Raw genomic sequence first — 16,667 nt, 5'->3', positions numbered from 1 at the left:
ATATTACCCAATAAAAAACCTGGTAAAAGATGTTAATTGAAATTACTTGACCAGTTTATCTTTATGGCTGAACTTTTTAAATTTAAGATTATCATCTATTTCTTTAAGATAATCTCTATTGTTTAAAACGCCAGAAATTACTTTAGCAATACCAATTCACAATATATACCTAAATGAGGAAGATAAGATCAATTCTGTTCATAGTTGTTTCATGTTCGTTTTTAAATACCCAAGCACAACAATCTAAAAGACTCAATAACAATTGGGAATTTTTAAGAGAAGATTTGGGCGGTATTTGGGAAGCTGTGCGCCCTGTAAAACCAGGGAGTTCTGAAAGTGTGCCGGTTTGGGAAAAAGTAAACTTGCCACATTGCTTTAACGCAACAGATGCTGTTGATCCCGATGTAAATTATTATGAAGGCCCTGGTTGGTACCGCACTAATTTAAAAATTGATAATCCTTACAATAAAGGAAGAACCTTGTTACACTTTGAAGGTGCCGGCCAAAAAACACAAGTGTATGTTTACGATAAAAAAGTTGGCCAACACATAGGCGGTTATGACGAATGGACGGTTGATATTACCGATGCCGTTGCCGAGTTTAAAAAGGATTCTGTTTTTAATGGCCGTTTTGAGGGCAAGGTTCCAATTGCTATACGTTGTGATAACTCTAGGGATTTAGAGATGATTCCCTCAGATTTATCTGATTTTAATATTTACGGAGGCATTTATCGATACTTAAATTTGGTTTATACGCCCCAATTAAGTTTCGATAAGGTTTTTGCTCTGGCCGAGGTAGATGCTGCTGGTAAGCAAGGCGTATTAAAAATATCATCTAGGTTTTATAACCCCAATAATATCAAAAATGTAAAAGTAGGTATCAAGATAACAGATCCAAATGGTAAAATAATCGGCGAAAGCCAAAAACAATTTACGCCATTAAATTTAAACCAAGAGCTTGAAAATTTAACAGTCAAAAAACCAATGCTATGGTCGCCAAGCAGCCCGTTCTTATATACCGTTGAAGTAAGCGTTTCACAAAACGGAGAGCAGGCTTTCTATACAGAAAAAGTGGGCTTTCGTAATTTCGAGTTTGTTAAAAAGGGCCCATTTATGTTAAACGGCAAACGTTTACTGTTAAGAGGAACACATAGACATGAGGACCATGCAGGTGTAGGTGCCGCCATGACGGAAGACATGATCCGTAAAGAAATGCTGATGATGAAGGATATGGGCGTTAATTTTATACGTTTGGCGCACTATCAACAATCAAGAATTGTATTAAACCTTTGCGATAGTTTAGGAATAATGGTTTGGGAAGAAATCCCTTGGTGCCGTGGAGGTTTAGGGGGCGATATTTATCAGGCGCAAGCCAAAAGAATGTTAACCAACATGATTGAGCAACATTACAACCACCCCGCGGTAATTATTTGGGGCTTGGGCAATGAAAACGATTGGCCAAATGATTTTGCCACCTTTGATGAAGAAAAAATCAGGATGTTTATGAGCGAGTTAAATGATTTGAGCCACAAATTGGACCCAACCAGGATGACAGCCATTCGGCGTTGTGATTTTTGTAAAGATATTGTTGATGTATATTCGCCCTCAATTTGGGCAGGCTGGTACAGAGGCATTTACACAGAATATAAAGAAATAGCTCAAAAAGAATTTGATAGTGTAGATAGGTTTATCCATATGGAATGGGGCGGCGATAGCCATGCTGGCCGTCATTCTGAAAACCCGGATGCTGCTTTGAGCAAGGTTAAGGCTTCTGGTACAGGAGACGAAAGGGCAGGGGATGCCTCACTTTTTGGCGGTAGCGCAAGGGTTTCTAAAGATGGCGATTGGAGCGAATCTTACATCTGCAACTTGATTGATTGGCATTTGAAAGAACAAGAAACCATGCCTTGGCTAACGGGTTCTGCTTATTGGCCATTCAAAGATTTCTCTACCCCGGTTAGGCCAGATAACCCTGTTCCTTATGTAAACCAAAAGGGCGTGATAGAACGTGATTTCACTAAAAAAGAAGCCTATTATGTTTTCCAATCTTATTGGACAGATAAATTAATGGCACATATTTACGGGCATAGTTGGCCGGTAAGATGGGGAGATGCCGGTGAGGCTAGAATGGTAAAAGTATATTCTAATGCAACAGAAGCAGAACTTTTTGTGAACGGCATAAGTCAAGGAGTTAGAAAACGAAACAGCCAAGATTTTCCGGCGGCAGGTTTACGTTGGATGGTAAACTATAAAGAAGGAGAGAATGATCTAAAAGTTGTTGCCAAAAAAGGAAAGGAAACAGTTACGGATGAGATTACACAACAATACCAAACTGCAAAATGGGGCAAACCGGCAAAACTTACTTTAAGCAAAATTAAAGACACCGATGGAAAGATAACCATTGAAGTTAAATTGTTAGATGCCAATAATGTTTTATGTTTAGATGCTAAAAATGTTATCGAGATTGGTTTAACCGGAGATGGAAAACTGATTGATGACCAAGGTACTTCATCAGGATCTAGAAAAGTAGAACTATATAACGGGAGGGCAGTAATAAGCTTGCTTACAAACGGTGGAAAAAGCGTAGCAAGTGTTAAAACCGAAGGTATTAAAACCGTGTTTTTAAATTTATAAATCATGAAAAAAACTTTAAGCTTATTTTCTTTTTTCTTGATTTTGATGGCATGTTCGCCTAAGATTAATACAAATGAATCTTCAATTGCTAAGCAAACCGAGGATGTTTTAAAAGAACAAACCTTAAAAGAAGCTGATTGGGCAATGAAGCAAGAACCTATTACGGTTACGGCACAAAGTTCTGAAAGGAGCGCCGGTGGGAAACATGATTTTTACTCTGAAGGAGATTATTGGTGGCCCGATCCGCAAAACCCAAACGGGCCCTACATCCAAAAAGATGGTTTAACAAATCCTGATAATTTTGTAGCTCACCGTTTTGCCATGATACGTTTTAGCAAAATTATTGGTGCTTTAGCTTCGGCTTATAAAATTACGGGCGACGAAAAATATGTGAAACAAGCAGTTAAGCATCTCAAAGCCTGGTTTGTTAACCCCAAAACCTTGATGAACCCAAACTTACAATTCGCACAAGCTATTAAAGGTCGTTTTACTGGGCGTGGGATAGGAATTATTGATACCATCCATCTTTTGGATGTTGCCCAAGGTACTTTAGTGATGAGCGATAAAATTAACCCAGACGATTTAAAAACGATAAAAAACTGGTTTGCCAACTATCTTCAGTGGTTAATGACCAGCAAAAACGGACATGATGAGATGAACGCCAAAAACAATCATGGCACTTGTTTTACTTTGCAGATTGCAGGTTTCGCAAAGCTAACGGCTAATCAAAAACTATTAGATTTTTGTTCTTCTAGATACAAAACCGTTTTATTACCCGATCAAATGGCAACAGATGGTAGTTTTCCTTTAGAAATGGCAAGAACAAAACCTTATGGCTATTCTATCTTTAATTTGGATGCCATCACTATTCTTTGCCAGATACTTTCTACACCGCAGGATAATTTATTTGCGTTTGAAACTGCCGATGGGAAATCTATCAAAAAGGGAATAGAGTTTATGTATCCTTTTATAGCAGATAAATCTAAATGGACTTTGAAACCAGATGTGATGTATTGGAACGAGTGGCCAGTGGCACAACCTTCTTTGATCTTTGGAGCAATTGCCTATCAAAACCAAAACTGGTTTAATACTTGGAAAAGTCTAGAGCACAACCCAAAAGTTGCCGAAATAATTAGAAATTTACCCATTAAATATCCATTGATCTGGATGAATTGATATGAAAAACCCTATTAAAATAACTGGAATTTGTTTTGCTATTTTATTTATTAGCGCAAGTTGTTTTGCCCAAAAATTATATTTTGAAAAAGAGGTAAAGCAAGCTATGGCCCAAACCGAATTGATGTTGAAGGAAATCTCTAATACAGACAATAAAAACGGAGCGCTTGTTTCGCCTAGAACTATTGAGAACGGTAAATTAAAACTGGTACCATCAAAAGATTGGACCAGCGGTTTCTTTGCCGGAGAGCTTTGGTATTTATTTGAATTGACCAAAGATGAAAAATGGAGACAAGAAGCCATTAAATTTACAGATCCCATAGAAAAAGAAAAATTTAACGGTACAACTCACGATATGGGCTTTAAAGTATATTGTAGTTTCGGCAATGCCTATCGTTTAACTAAAAACCAACACGATAAACAAGTAATCATCAAGGCGGCACAAACTTTATCTACTCGTTTTAACCCAAAAGTTGGGGCAATTCGCAGTTGGGACCATAATAGTGATAAGTGGGATTTCCCGGTTATCATTGATAATATGCTAAACCTAGAGTTACTTTTTGAGGCCACCAAACTCAGTGGAGACTCTTCTTTTTACAATATCGCCGTTGCTCATGCCAATACTACCTTAAAAAATCACTTCAGAAAAGATTTTAGTACTTGGCATGTGGTAGATTATAATTCCGAAACCGGGGAAGTAGAACATAAGCAAACCAAACAAGGCTTTAGTGATTCTTCTGCTTGGGCAAGGGGCCAAGCTTGGGCACTTTATGGTTATACCATGTGCTATAGAGAAACTAAGGACCCTAAATACCTTTCCCAAGCTCAAAATGTAGCAAAATTTATTTTAAACAATAAAAATATGCCATCAGATTTAATTCCATACTGGGATTTTGATGCCCCAAATATACCTAATGAACCACGCGACGCATCTGCCGCAGCGGTAATTTCTTCGGCATTGTTAGAATTGAGTACTTATACAAAAACACCAAATAATTATTTAGATAAAGCCCAAAAAATCTTAAAGAACTTGAGCAGAAACTACGCTTCTAAAATTGGGGAAAATAAAGGTTTTATCCTTGATCACAGCACCGGTTCTAAACCAGATAGCAGTGAGGTAAACGTACCGCTTAGTTATGCAGATTATTACTATTTAGAAGCCTTAACAAGAGCAAACCGACTAAAAAATAACCAAGCCGTAATTCAATAAAAAATGAAAAATATTTCAATAAAACATTGTGCATCAGCATTTTTAATGCTTTGCTTCTTTAGTGCAAATGCTAAAGATTACCCGGTAACAAACGCCTCTGCAATAGCGGCATTAAAGTTACAGCCCGGCGATAGGATCATTATGAAAGATGGCGATTGGAAAAACCAGCAAATTGTTTTAAAAGCAAATGGTACAGAGGCACAACCCATAACTTTATTGAGCGAAAAGCCTGGTAATATTATCTCTTCTGGCAATTCTACATTAAAAATAGACGGAAATTACTTAGTGGTAGATGGTTTGGCTTTCGCCGATGGTTACTCTGAAAAAGATGCGATAATTACTTTCACAAAAACTTCTGATCACTGTCGTTTAACAAATACAAGTATCATAAATTATAACCATCCTGATAAAGCTTTTGATTACAAATGGGTTTCTGTTTTTGGTATTCATAATAGGGTAGATCATTGTGCTTTTTCTGGCAAAACCCACCAAGGTACGTTGTTGGTTGTTTGGTTATCCGATCAACCAAATTACTCTCAAATAGACCATAATTATTTTGGCCCACGCCCAGATCTAGGCGTTAACGGAGGAGAAATCATCAGGATCGGGACCAGCGAATGGTCTATGTATGATTCTTATGCAAAAGTAGAATATAATATTTTTGATCAATGCAATGGAGAAACAGAAATCGTATCCATTAAATCTGGGCATAACATTATCTCAAACAATCTTTTTTACGAGTGCGTGGGTACGGTAACTTTTCGTCATGGTAATAACTCAGAGGTTTCTGATAATTATTTTATCGGGAACAAGGTTAAGAATACGGGCGGTATAAGAATCATCGGTGAAAACCAAAATGTGCATCACAATTATTTACAAGGCTTAACGGGTACAGGTTTAAGAGCGGCCATTTCTTTGATGAATGCTTACGAAAAGCCAGAACTTAACCAATATTGGCAAGTAAAGAACCCTAACATTACCGATAATATTATTGTTGATTGTAAAGAGGCGTTAGAAATTGGTTCTGGGAAGGATAGTAAAAGGGTTGTTCCTCCTGTAAACATTATTTTAGAAGATAATGTCATCGTCAACCCAACAAAACTTATTGTTTATAATGAAAATGTTAAAGACGCATCGATAAAAAACAATAAAGTGAAGGGTACAACAAGTTCAGAAGACGGTTTTGAATCTCTTAAAACCGATTTAGTAAGGTCTTCAGGCATTTATCAAATCAAAGGGAAAGAGAAAGTTCCGTTTTGGTTAAATGAACATATCGGCCCTAACTGGAAAATTTTTATGAGGGACATAAAAACCGATTAATTGTTTCTTATCACAAAATATACGATAAAGAGAATAATCACACAGATCACAAGAATCCAGGTTAGGCTTAAGCCCGCTGGTTTGTCGTTTTTTTCTGTTATTGCTTCCTCGGCGGGCGAAGGGTTGTTCTCTTTATTTTTATCATAGTCTTCTTCTACGCCTTCGGGAGATTTTTTTTCTAAATGTGCTTTTTTTTGCTCTTCCATCATAACTATAATACAATTTTATTGCCAGTTTTTAAAATATTTTATGTTTTAATTTTAAAACCGCTTACGCTTTTGATAAAAGAAAAAGAACACTAATCGTAAAACCTCCAACTCACACCAAATTTTGCCAAAGAATAAGGCATAGGGTAGCGGTTAACGGTATAATAGCCTTTGCTAAATAAGCCCCTGTCCACATAATCATAACGCAAGAAAAGGTTGGCTCTTTTCCAGTTGGTCCTTATCCAAATGTCTGCGATAGGGTAGGTATCAAACTGAACGTTCTCGCCGTTATAAAATTGCCCTATCGCAGGTGCGTATTTATTGGCGGTATATTTACTAAAATATCTCACATCAATACCCATATCTGTCTTTAAAACCTTAAAGAAGGCCTTAGAATAATAAAAGCTTTGGAAAGTATAAAAACTTGGCGTTCTTAAAATATCCTCATGATCTGTTTGTTGATAAACCAAAAAATTCTCGAACGTGAATTTCCCAAACTTGAAATCTTTTTTCAGGGTTAATTTTAATAGGCTAATGTTGCCTCCAAACTGGGCAGGGTAGGCATCACCATCTAAGCCCTCGGCAAAATACAAATGGTTGTTTACCAAATAATACTCGGCTTTTGCCTTAAAATTATATTTTGGAACGATGTAGGAGAACCCTAAATGCTGGGTGGTGGTTTTGCTAAAATTGATATTCCATTGGTAATGGTTGCTTATCTCTTTCTCATAAATTAAAGCAGGGCTTTGGTTTTGAGAATAGGCCTCTAAAACTACGTTACCCACTTTATTGCCTAGTTTAATTTCCGATTGCGCTTCGTAAAGGAAATCCCCGAAGTTTCTTCCTTGTATAATTTGCGAAAGTTTTACGTTAAGGTTTGCCTTGTCATTAAAGCCGTAATTGGCATTTCCGTTTAGGGTAATATTTTGGAAATTGGTTTTAAAGGTATATTGTTGATATTTATAAAAATCCTGTTTAATTCCTACCTCTACTTTCAGTTCGTTCCTTAAAAAGGAAACACTTTTGCCACGCAAATAAAAGCTATAATTAATTTCGTTACTTATATGGTTAAGTTTGGTGGTATCGCCGGTTTTAGAAGAATCTTGGTAAATGTAATAATGCTTTAGTAAACCTGTTTGATCAAAACCATCGTTTACGAAGTAATATTTTTGGGTTTGTAACCGTAAGGTATAGCTGATCCTCTGCGTAGGTAAAACCACCGCGTTGCTATCAATACTTTTTTGTTTGCCGATATTATAAAACTGCTTTATATAAAGCGAGTTATCACGCCAGTTATGTTTTGCGGTATTAAGCCTTGCTGCTTCAAACTCTGGTTTAACGTTGGTTGGCTTAGTGAAAATAGAATCGTTAAAAATAGAACCGTTTTCATAGCCTTTAAGGTTGTTAAAGGTTCCGTTTGCCAATAAATTATATCTTTTGTTTGGCGATTCATACCAAGTCCAAAGTGCAGCGTTCAAATGGTTTACCACGATCCTATCTGCCAACCTAGCTGGCGCACCATAATAAGACCTGGAGCCTTTTTTCGCAAAACTTGCGCCTATGTTCCAATTGGGTTTAATGTTTTGTGAATGTGTTGCAGAAAACATTTGTTCTGATAACCTACCAAAGGCCGGGGTTTCATAATATAGATCGGAGTATGGGCTTCTGGCCCTGTAATATTTGATGTCTTCTGGTTTTAACAAATAGCGATCATAATAATGGTTGCCTAGATCAAAACCAATGGTTTTGGCCGGCTCAAACAACATATCACGATAGGATAAACCGTTTAAGCCTAAATTCATGGTGGGGTGCTCTGGCTCATCGATGATCCTATACCTATGGAAATTTTTTGTGGTGGTATCAATAGGGAATAAACGGGTACTATCTCTTAAGTATTCTTCTTTGGTGTATTTGATATAGGTAGAATTATACACCACCGAGTCTTGCTTCTTATCCAATTTTGCCCTTAAAGAATCAATGTTCTCGTCTCCTTTACCATCGCCTCCATCGTTTTGAGCCGGTACTTGGTTTCTTGGGTCTGTTGGGTTGTTTTGCGGACTGCCAGGAAGCGGTAACGGCCTCCCTCTTTGTGGGATAAATTGTGCAAAGCAAAAAGATGCCGAAACCAATAAAAAAAATAATAGAAATAGCTTTTTCAATATTATAGCTGTAAAATCAGTTCTTTTAAGATCGCCGTTAATTTAGGTTCTGCTTCGCTGGCAATTTTAATTATTTCTTCTACAGAAACGGGTTGTAGATCTTGTGGGAAACCTTCATCTGTTAAAACAGAAATAGCAAAAACGGGCAAGCCCATGTGGTTGGCAACAATTACCTCTGGTACGGTACTCATACCCACGGCATCGCCACCAATGATCCTTAGGTATTTATACTCGGCCTTGGTTTCTAAATTAGGCCCGGTAACAGAAACATAAACGCCCTTGTGGCATATAATATTTTTCTCTTTTGCAATACTTAATGCCTTGCCAATCATTATTTTATCATAAGGTTGGCTCATATCGGGGAAACGTGGGCCCAACTCTTCATAATTTCTTCCTATTAAAGGGTTATCGGGCTGTAAATTGATGTGGTCTTCTATGATCATCAAGTCGCCTTTTTTAAGCGCAGGGTTTAAAGAGCCACTTGCATTAGAAACAAATATTTTTTGTATGCCCAACATTTTCATTACCCTTACCGGGAAGGTAATTTGTTTCATGTTATAACCTTCGTAATAATGCAGCCTCCCTTGCATGGCCACTACTTTTTTGCCAGATAAGGTGCCAAATATCAATTTCCCAGAATGAAATTCTAACGTAGAAATTGGGAAATTAGGGATATTAGCATACATCAATTGGTGTTCTACCTTAATTTCTGAAACAAGGCCGCCCAAGCCTGTTCCTAAAATAATCCCTAGCTCTGGGTTAAAATCGCCAACTTTTTGCTTAATGTAAGTAATGGTTTCAGATATGTTGTTCAGCATAATTTTGTATCAATTTGTTAAATTCGTTTTGCCGGCCATCTATAAAATTAAATTCAATGGGCCACTCATAAATAGGTAAATTCTTGATCAACGTTTCAAGTTCTTTGGTTTTTAAACGCACAGCATCTTTTTGTGTTGTGATGATGATTTTTTTATCCGTTTTTAACGCATTAAATTCTGTTACAAGTTTAAGCATATTTTTTTTGCTAAAAACATGGTGATCCGCATAAGTATGATGTATAATTCTTTTACTATGTTTCTCAATCTCGTTTACCAAAGGTGCTATTTTTGCAATGCCAGTTAGTAAAAAAACCGTAGTTTCTTCGTTAATGTTTACGATGGCAAATTTTTCATGATTAATTAGGCTTTGTAAATGCCCATTGTAAATTATAGAAGAGAAAAACAATTTCTGATGATCAAAGGGTTTTACAATCGTTGTGATTTTTTGCCTTTCGGCCGATGATAAACCAAGCGGACATTTAGTGATAATAATGATATCGGCCCTGTTTCTACCTCCAAAACCTTCTCTGTAATCTCCGGCAGGAAGTAGTAATCTAAATTTTTGTGTTTGATGATAATCAAACAATAAGATGCTTAAACCGGGTTTTACTGCCCTGTGCTGATAGGCATCATCCATCAAGATCACATCATTCCCCGATTTGATTTTGTTGATGCCGTAAACCCTGTCCTCACAAACAGCAACATTAACGTCTTTAAATTTTTTGGCAATCTGTAAAGGCTCATCACCAGTAAAAACGGCTTCATCATCGGGTTTAACCCATCTAAAACCTTTTGTTTTACGCCCATAACCTCTGCTTAAAGTTGCCAGTTTGTAATCGTTTTTTAAAATAGAGATCAGGTATTCTACCATCGGCGTTTTGCCAGATCCGCCAACTTCTAAATTCCCTACGGATATGATCGGGGTATCAAAAGAGGTAATTTTAAATATGCCCCAATCATAAAGTTTATTCCTAATAAAGATGATCGTTCCGTAAAGGAGAGAAAAAGGCAGCAATAATTTACGGAGAAAAGGCATATCAATTAAAACCTCCAAATTTACTCAAAAATTTTAATTGATATTTTGCTAAAAGTTGGTTGCCTTATTTTAACAAGGTGTTTAATAAACCCGCCAGCCTGATACCTGCCTTTTGTATTCTTTCTTTGTAAATTTGAGAATGCTTTGGGTAGTAGGTATAATCTAAATTGGGGTTTTCTGCTACTTCTTCGTAAAGTTTTGTAGAGATTTCATAAGACTCATATAACCATTTTGTTAAATCATCGGCCTGCCATTCTTTTATTTTCTCATCGCTAACGTTATCATAAGCAGTAGCCATTTCGGTAAAGGTCATCCCGTTATAGTCAATCAGGCCACTATCCCATAAAGAGTGAAGATTGGTTGGCTTGCCTTGAAATCTAATATCAATTTTATTCCCGCCCAGGTCTTCTGCCCTGCTGATGTGCATGGGTTGGTGCAAATCTCCAACTAAATGTATAACCATCTTTAAAGCGAATGTTTTTTCTTCTTTAGTGCTGTTGGGGTTAGTAAGCTGCTTTTCCATTTTAAGCAAAGCATTATATACGTTTTCACTTGAGTCTGACTTTAAGCGAGTTACAAAATCTTGATAAGATAAGCCTTGCGGTAGATTAAGATAATGCCAAGGGCCAGTTTCTTTATATTCATTACTGTATCTAATTTCATCACTAAAAGTGCTTACTATGGGCATATCTTCTGCGCCTAAAAGTTGCTGAACTACCGCTTTTGCCCTTGGTGTTAAATGGTTCTCTGCTATTTTAGCTATGGTACGATGCCCTACTACACCCCAAGAAATTAGTGAAAATGCAAACAGAATTGCTAATGAAGGGTAAAAAAATCTCGATCTCATTTTTTAAATTTAGAAGGTAAATATAAAGGATGCAGTTTAAATTTTATGGAAATATACTTTATATAACATTCTATTTACAAAGGCTTCATCTGTATCAAATTGTTGGTTTTAGAAATGATGTTTAGCCCAAAATCCTTATCTTTATTTTTTACCAAAATTTGAAATGATGCTAAAAGGATTTTTTAAGGTTCCTACGCCTACCAACGAACCAATTTATAATTATGCCCCAAACACCAAGGAAAGAGCGTTACTAAAAGATGCCTTATCAAAAGCCAGAAGTAAGGAAATTGATATACCCATGTATATTGGTAATGAGGAAGTTACTACTAAAAACAAGGTTGCATTGCATCCCCCACATGATCACAAACATATTTTAGGATATTTTAATTATGGAGATAAAACCCATGTAACTAAGGCAATTGATGCCGCATTAGCTGCAAAAACCAATTGGGAGAATTTAGGTTGGGAGCATAGGGCAGCCATATTTTTAAAAGCAGCCGATTTGGTGGCAAATAAATATCGTTATGAAATAAATGCCGCTACCATGTTGGGGCAATCTAAAAATGCTTTTCAGGCAGAGATTGATGCAGCTTGTGAGTTTGTAGATTTTTTGCGTTTTAACGTGAGCTATCTGGCCGATATTTATGCCCAACAACCCCCAGTTTCGCCAAGTGGAGTTTGGAACAGATTAGAGCAGCGCCCTTTAGAAGGATTTATATTTGCCTTAACACCTTTTAATTTTACGGCCATAGCAGGCAATTTGCCTGCATCTTGCGCTTTAATGGGCAACGTTGTGGTTTGGAAACCAGCAGATACACAAGTTTACGCTGCAAACGTGATCATGAAAATTTTTAAAGAAGCTGGTGTGCCAGATGGTGTGATCAATTTGATCTATGCAGATGGCCCCGAAGTTGGCGAGGTTATTTTTAACCATCCAGATTTTGCTGGGATTCATTTTACGGGCTCTACGGCTGTTTTTCAGCATATTTGGAAAACGATAGGAAACAACATCCACAAATATAAAAGCTACCCTCGGATAGTTGGAGAAACCGGCGGCAAGGATTTTATCTTGGTACATCCATCTGCCGATTGGAAGGCTGCTGCCACAGGGATTGTGAGGGGAGCTTTTGAATATCAAGGACAAAAATGTTCTGCCGCTTCACGAAGCTATATCCCTAAGTCTTTATGGCCAAAAATGAAAGAAATGATGTTGAAAGATATTGCTTCTTTTAAGATGGGAGGGACAGAAGATTTCGGCAATTTTATAAACGCTGTTATTGATGAAAAATCTTTTGATAAACTAGCTAAATATATTGATCAAGCTAAAAGAGATAAGAGTGTAGAAATTATTTGTGGTGGCAATTATGATAAATCTGTCGGTTATTTTATAGAACCCACAATTATTGTAGCTAAAGACCCAAAATATACCACCATGTGCGAAGAATTATTTGGTCCTGTTTTAACAATATATGTTTATGACGATGCAGATTTTGAAAATACGTTAAAACTGATTGATGAAACTTCTCCTTATGCTTTAACGGGTGCAATTTTCTCTCAAGACAGATATGCAATTGAAATGGCTTCTGATAAATTAAAAAATTGTGCAGGTAATTTCTACATCAATGATAAATGTACCGGTGCTGTGGTTGGGCAGCAACCTTTTGGCGGGGCAAGAGGTTCTGGCACCAATGATAAAGCTGGAGCCATGATCAATCTTTTACGTTGGGTTTCGCCAAGAACGATCAAAGAAACCTTTAATCCACCTGTTAATTATAGGTACCCTTTCTTGGATAAAGAGTAATGAATATGCTTTCATGCTGTCCGCCAGTTGGCGGATTCAGCATCGCATCCAATGAGCAACAATGAAGATTTCCCTACTGGTAAGATTTCTATTAACAAGCTGGTTAACAGAATAACAATAAAATTTAAGCTCAGGATTTTCAAAATCCTGAGCTTTTTCACTCCTTTTCTAAAGTTTTAATGTCTTTTATCAGCTGATCTGCTTCTAGTTCTAGGGTTCCATTATAAATCCCTCTTATTTTCCTGTTTTTATCTACCAATAAAATATGTTCGGTATGCAGAAATTGTGTACTGTCTTTTGTAAAGCCTAGATCTTCTTCGGCAAAATAAGATTGGCGGGCCAATTTATAAATATCATATTTTTTACCCGTGAGCAGATGCCAGTTAGCAGCATTGATTTTATTCACTTGAGCATAAACTTTCAGTCTTTCTACGTCATCTATCCAAGGAGTTACGCTGTAAGAAAGCATTACTACATTTTTATCGTTTTTGAATTCATTTTGTAGTAGTTTCATGTTTTTAGTAATTATAGGGCAAATGCTTCCACAGCTGGTAAAAATGAAACTTGCTACATGTACTTTACCGATAATGTCTTTTTGTGTGATGATATTTCCATGTTGATCTATACAAGAAAAATTGGCGATTTGATGTGTTATCTTTCTATTTGCCTCATCATCAGTTTTTAAAAAAATTGGTGTAAAATCCGGGCTGTTATAATAGGGTAGTCTTTCCGTTTTATCATTATCGGCGCAAGCCAAAAGAGAAAAAAGAAAACAAAAAAAACTAATTCTTAAAAATACTGTCCGATACATTAACGCAGTTTTTTGTTCCCAATAAGCCAAATCTTCTTCCATTTTTGATGATGTAATTGGCCCTAATATTCCCATTATCATAAAACATCTGTTCTACACCTTCTTCATATCCTTTGTGGTAATTCAAATTAAGAATAAGCTGCCCGTTATAGTTCCATTCTTTGTAATTGCCCTCGTATTCATCGTTTTGAAAATGATAATCCAGCTTTCTTTTTCCATCTGGCCACCAAGCTTTCAATTCGCCTTCTTTAGCTCCGTTCACAAAAAAACGACTTTCGGTTAGCGTACCTTTAATACTATATTTTCTCCAATTCCCGTGTTCTTTTCCTAAATAATAACACTTAACTTCCATGGTATCATTTGTTTGGGGATATAAAGAATAAATATAACCGCTGTACGGTTTTTCGTTCTTAAACATCAATCCATTTATATTATGAAAACTAGTTTGACTACTATTTTCCATTTCTCTCAAAACAATTTTCTGACTTTGCCTTTCACAACTTAAAATCAGAATGATAAGGACAAAATTAATTAGAAACCGTACCTGCCGTACCATAAAAACCGCTTCCGTTTATATAAGGATCTGCATCTGTAATGTGATAGTGGTAAATACCGTTTGGATAATCTGCCGTTACAGAAAAATGTCCGTGATAAGCATCTAGATCTGAATTAGCTACCGTTTTACCGTTTTCTTCTGGGCCGTAAACAGGGAAACCATCCAATAAAAAACCAAGTAATGAAGATTTTGTGGCCTTTACAGTAGTTAAATAAAGCGGTTCTACATGGTAATGATATTGTCCGGATTGTTGCGGATGCCCGTAATATTTGTCAAAGCTAACCACCTCACTTGTTAAAGGCTGGTTTGGCCCTGCATATTGGTTAAAAAACGGGACACCATTTAATGAAACACCAATTGGGCCCAAGGGAGTTGCTGCATGATTGCTTGCTACTTTAGGATTTAAGGGGATTTTAAAAGTATAATTTTGTGATGAGATAGTATTTGGATTTTTTTTGAATGTATTGCCGCCAAATGTACTCCCACTATAACTTTCGTACAAACTGCTGGAAGTAGAATAATAAACGGATTTGTGATCTGGCAAACCGTTGGTTTTAATGTAAATATAGGTGCCATCTGAAGTTATGCTGGTTGCGCCATATATTTTACTATAAACTGCAGGAACAGTAACGTTTGATGTACCGCTAGTATTTGCAGAAGCGTCTTTTTTACAGCTAAATCCGATTAAAAAGATAGCTATAAGAGCGAATGGGATAATGGATAATTTACGCATGATAATTTTATTTAGGAGGTTGATTTTGGTTAAAAAGCTGAGCCAATTCTTCTGTTAATTCTTGATAATTTTTTAATTGATCGGATTTACAAAGTTTTTTTATCTCTAAAAAATGCTGATAATGAGTTTGTTCTATTTCTGTCTGTAATGCTCCGAGTTTGCCTTCTAGTTGGTGGCTTATTGTAGGATCATCGGTATTTAATTGTTGATAAAGCAGTTGTTTTGTTTCTTTGATTTGATCTTTTAAATTCTTCAACTTAGTTTGATGATCATCTATTAGTTTTTGATAATCTGCTATTTGTTGTTGATCAAAGTTTAATTTTTGGATGATGATATTTTTAGGGCCTTCGCCTTCGCTACCTTTTTTTGGAGGGTGCGGAGGTTTATGGGTAAATAAAAAACCTATGATCAAAAAATTGAGTATCAAAAGACCGATGACTGCTATGGTCAATAATTTAATTTTGCTCATTGTAAAAATCATTATTGTTTTTCAATTGCATTTCTGTAGCAACTTTCTCTAAGCTGGAGTTACCATTAGCTTTTTGATTTTTGATTGCCACTATATTTAATGCTAAAATGATAACCGCAGTTAACACAAAACTCCATTTAAAATATAAAGGTGCTTCTTGAGGCAAAACCTCGTTAATTTTTTGTTGTATTCTGGTAAACATAAAAGGTGGCGAGTCCACCTTGTTGATATTACTCAACTTATTTAACCTTTCTTCTATGTTCATGATGGTTTATACGATGTTAATTTTTAAATCCTTCGCTGTTTGGATATTTTTTTTGCATATTTTTTTTTGCCCTTGTAATTAATGATTCTACGGCTTTAATGCTCGTCTGCATAATTTCCGCAACTTCTTTTTGTGAGCGATTTTCTGCTTTATTAAGGATAATGGCAGTTTTTTGATTGGGCGGCAAACTATTGATATGAGAAAATAGGATCTGTAGTTCTTCCTTGTTTTCTAATATTATGCCCGGATGTTGGAAATCGCTAATCTGAATTTCTTCTTCTCGTGATTCGTTTTTAAAAATGCTGACCAGGAAGCCAAATCTTTTAGCTGTTTTTTTTGATTTGAGAAAATCTAGGCTTTGATTGATGGTTAACCTATAAACCCAAGTTTTAAGAGAAGATAACTCGGGATTAAACTGTTGATATTTCTGATAAAGTTTTACAAATACCTCTTGAGAAATGTCTTGTGCATCGTCTTTGTTTTGGCAATAGGAGAGGGCAAGGTTAAAAACCAATTTATTGTATTCATCATAAATAGATTTAAAATCTTTTTGACTTATCATAAAGACTGTCTAACTATATTTTAAAACAAAACAATTTAATGGTAGTTAGAGCAAGTATTTAGCTT

Annotated in this window: 16 protein-coding genes; 5 read left to right on the top strand and 11 right to left on the bottom strand. The window is 36.2% G+C overall.

Annotated elements, in window-relative coordinates; all coding sequences use genetic code 11:
* The first annotated feature begins 173 nt into the window (after positions 1 to 173).
* From I5M32_RS05195 to I5M32_RS05180, 4 genes are read left to right on the top strand one after another with little or no spacing between them, the layout of a single operon-like run.
* On the top strand, positions 174 to 2,633 hold the full coding sequence (locus tag I5M32_RS05195; protein ID WP_200585129.1) for a glycoside hydrolase family 2 protein: 2,460 nt from the start codon (positions 174 to 176) through the stop codon (positions 2,631 to 2,633).
* A gap of 3 nt (positions 2,634 to 2,636) precedes the next feature.
* Positions 2,637 to 3,809, top strand: coding sequence for an alginate lyase family protein (locus tag I5M32_RS05190; RefSeq protein ID WP_200585128.1), 1,173 nt, complete (start codon positions 2,637 to 2,639; stop codon positions 3,807 to 3,809).
* A 1-nt stretch (position 3,810) separates the two neighbouring features.
* Complete coding sequence (locus I5M32_RS05185) at positions 3,811 to 5,019, top strand: glycoside hydrolase family 88 protein (protein WP_200585127.1); 1,209 nt, start codon at positions 3,811 to 3,813, stop codon at positions 5,017 to 5,019.
* A 3-nt stretch (positions 5,020 to 5,022) separates the two neighbouring features.
* Positions 5,023 to 6,339 (top strand): polysaccharide lyase 6 family protein, encoded by a 1,317-nt coding sequence (locus I5M32_RS05180; protein ID WP_200585126.1) that lies wholly within the window; start codon positions 5,023 to 5,025, stop codon positions 6,337 to 6,339.
* On the opposite strand, the gene I5M32_RS05175 is transcribed toward I5M32_RS05180, so the two are convergent.
* The 5 genes from I5M32_RS05175 to I5M32_RS05155 all read right to left on the bottom strand — a co-directional run bounded on the left by I5M32_RS05175 (position 6,336) and on the right by I5M32_RS05155 (position 11,405).
* Positions 6,336 to 6,548 carry a hypothetical protein gene (locus I5M32_RS05175; RefSeq protein WP_200585125.1) on the bottom strand — a complete coding sequence of 71 codons (213 nt, stop codon included), beginning with the start codon at positions 6,546 to 6,548 and terminating at the stop codon, positions 6,336 to 6,338. The genes I5M32_RS05180 and I5M32_RS05175 overlap by 4 nt on opposite strands.
* Positions 6,549 to 6,637: 89 nt before the next feature.
* Positions 6,638 to 8,704 (bottom strand): putative porin, encoded by a 2,067-nt coding sequence (locus I5M32_RS05170; RefSeq protein ID WP_234461863.1) that lies wholly within the window; start codon positions 8,702 to 8,704, stop codon positions 6,638 to 6,640.
* 2 nt (positions 8,705 to 8,706) lie between these two features.
* Positions 8,707 to 9,522 (bottom strand): purine-nucleoside phosphorylase, encoded by an 816-nt coding sequence (locus I5M32_RS05165; protein ID WP_200585124.1) that lies wholly within the window; start codon positions 9,520 to 9,522, stop codon positions 8,707 to 8,709.
* Positions 9,503 to 10,558, bottom strand: a complete 1,056-nt coding sequence (gene lpxK, locus I5M32_RS05160; protein ID WP_200585123.1) for a tetraacyldisaccharide 4'-kinase — start codon at positions 10,556 to 10,558, stop codon at positions 9,503 to 9,505. The genes I5M32_RS05165 and lpxK overlap by 20 nt, the downstream gene beginning before the upstream one ends.
* Positions 10,559 to 10,622: 64 nt before the next feature.
* Complete coding sequence (locus tag I5M32_RS05155) at positions 10,623 to 11,405, bottom strand: S1/P1 nuclease (protein WP_200585122.1); 783 nt, start codon at positions 11,403 to 11,405, stop codon at positions 10,623 to 10,625.
* 166 nt (positions 11,406 to 11,571) lie between these two features.
* On the opposite strand from I5M32_RS05155, the gene pruA reads away from it, so the two are divergent.
* Complete coding sequence (gene pruA / locus I5M32_RS05150; protein ID WP_200585237.1) at positions 11,572 to 13,206, top strand: L-glutamate gamma-semialdehyde dehydrogenase; 1,635 nt, start codon at positions 11,572 to 11,574, stop codon at positions 13,204 to 13,206.
* A 157-nt stretch (positions 13,207 to 13,363) separates the two neighbouring features.
* Here pruA and I5M32_RS05145 read toward each other — a convergent pair whose 3' ends face one another.
* The 6 genes from I5M32_RS05145 to I5M32_RS05120 form a co-directional block, all read right to left on the bottom strand.
* A complete protein-coding gene (locus I5M32_RS05145) occupies positions 13,364 to 14,017 on the bottom strand; it encodes an SCO family protein (RefSeq protein WP_200585121.1) in 654 nt (217 codons plus the stop codon).
* Positions 13,989 to 14,480: a toxin-antitoxin system YwqK family antitoxin gene (locus I5M32_RS05140; RefSeq protein ID WP_200585120.1), complete on the bottom strand. Its 492-nt coding sequence runs from the start codon at positions 14,478 to 14,480 to the stop codon at positions 13,989 to 13,991. Before I5M32_RS05140 ends, I5M32_RS05145 begins: the two co-directional genes overlap by 29 nt.
* Positions 14,481 to 14,544: 64 nt before the next feature.
* Positions 14,545 to 15,306, bottom strand: a complete 762-nt coding sequence (locus I5M32_RS05135) for a YHYH protein (RefSeq protein WP_200585119.1) — start codon at positions 15,304 to 15,306, stop codon at positions 14,545 to 14,547.
* Positions 15,307 to 15,313: 7 nt separating this feature from the next.
* Complete coding sequence (locus I5M32_RS05130) at positions 15,314 to 15,775, bottom strand: hypothetical protein (protein WP_200585118.1); 462 nt, start codon at positions 15,773 to 15,775, stop codon at positions 15,314 to 15,316.
* Positions 15,762 to 16,040 (bottom strand): hypothetical protein, encoded by a 279-nt coding sequence (locus I5M32_RS05125; RefSeq protein ID WP_200585117.1) that lies wholly within the window; start codon positions 16,038 to 16,040, stop codon positions 15,762 to 15,764. The genes I5M32_RS05130 and I5M32_RS05125 overlap by 14 nt, the downstream gene beginning before the upstream one ends.
* A gap of 16 nt (positions 16,041 to 16,056) precedes the next feature.
* Positions 16,057 to 16,602, bottom strand: coding sequence for an RNA polymerase sigma factor (locus I5M32_RS05120; RefSeq protein ID WP_200585116.1), 546 nt, complete (start codon positions 16,600 to 16,602; stop codon positions 16,057 to 16,059).
* Positions 16,603 to 16,667 lie beyond the last annotated feature (65 nt).

The organism is Pedobacter segetis (assembly GCF_016623585.1).
In the GTDB taxonomy this organism is placed as follows: domain Bacteria; phylum Bacteroidota; class Bacteroidia; order Sphingobacteriales; family Sphingobacteriaceae; genus Pseudopedobacter; species Pseudopedobacter segetis.
This window is presented reverse-complemented; position numbering and strand designations above follow the sequence as displayed.

What these genes read in the sequence shown, in the direction of transcription:
- I5M32_RS05195 (WP_200585129.1), top strand. Translation starts at nt 174, where the DNA reads ATGAGGAAGATAAGATCAATTCTGTTCATAGTTGTTTCATGTTCGTTT.
- I5M32_RS05190 (WP_200585128.1), top strand. Translation starts at nt 2,637, where the DNA reads ATGAAAAAAACTTTAAGCTTATTTTCTTTTTTCTTGATTTTGATGGCA.
- I5M32_RS05185 (WP_200585127.1), top strand. Translation starts at nt 3,811, where the DNA reads ATGAAAAACCCTATTAAAATAACTGGAATTTGTTTTGCTATTTTATTT.
- I5M32_RS05180 (WP_200585126.1), top strand. Translation starts at nt 5,023, where the DNA reads ATGAAAAATATTTCAATAAAACATTGTGCATCAGCATTTTTAATGCTT.
- I5M32_RS05175 (WP_200585125.1), bottom strand. Translation starts at nt 6,548, where the DNA reads ATGATGGAAGAGCAAAAAAAAGCACATTTAGAAAAAAAATCTCCCGAA.
- I5M32_RS05165 (WP_200585124.1), bottom strand. Translation starts at nt 9,522, where the DNA reads ATGCTGAACAACATATCTGAAACCATTACTTACATTAAGCAAAAAGTT.
- lpxK (WP_200585123.1), bottom strand. Translation starts at nt 10,558, where the DNA reads ATGCCTTTTCTCCGTAAATTATTGCTGCCTTTTTCTCTCCTTTACGGA.
- I5M32_RS05155 (WP_200585122.1), bottom strand. Translation starts at nt 11,405, where the DNA reads ATGAGATCGAGATTTTTTTACCCTTCATTAGCAATTCTGTTTGCATTT.
- pruA (WP_200585237.1), top strand. Translation starts at nt 11,572, where the DNA reads ATGCTAAAAGGATTTTTTAAGGTTCCTACGCCTACCAACGAACCAATT.
- I5M32_RS05145 (WP_200585121.1), bottom strand. Translation starts at nt 14,017, where the DNA reads ATGTATCGGACAGTATTTTTAAGAATTAGTTTTTTTTGTTTTCTTTTT.
- I5M32_RS05140 (WP_200585120.1), bottom strand. Translation starts at nt 14,480, where the DNA reads ATGGAAAATAGTAGTCAAACTAGTTTTCATAATATAAATGGATTGATG.
- I5M32_RS05135 (WP_200585119.1), bottom strand. Translation starts at nt 15,306, where the DNA reads ATGCGTAAATTATCCATTATCCCATTCGCTCTTATAGCTATCTTTTTA.
- I5M32_RS05130 (WP_200585118.1), bottom strand. Translation starts at nt 15,775, where the DNA reads ATGAGCAAAATTAAATTATTGACCATAGCAGTCATCGGTCTTTTGATA.
- I5M32_RS05125 (WP_200585117.1), bottom strand. Translation starts at nt 16,040, where the DNA reads ATGAACATAGAAGAAAGGTTAAATAAGTTGAGTAATATCAACAAGGTG.
- I5M32_RS05120 (WP_200585116.1), bottom strand. Translation starts at nt 16,602, where the DNA reads ATGATAAGTCAAAAAGATTTTAAATCTATTTATGATGAATACAATAAA.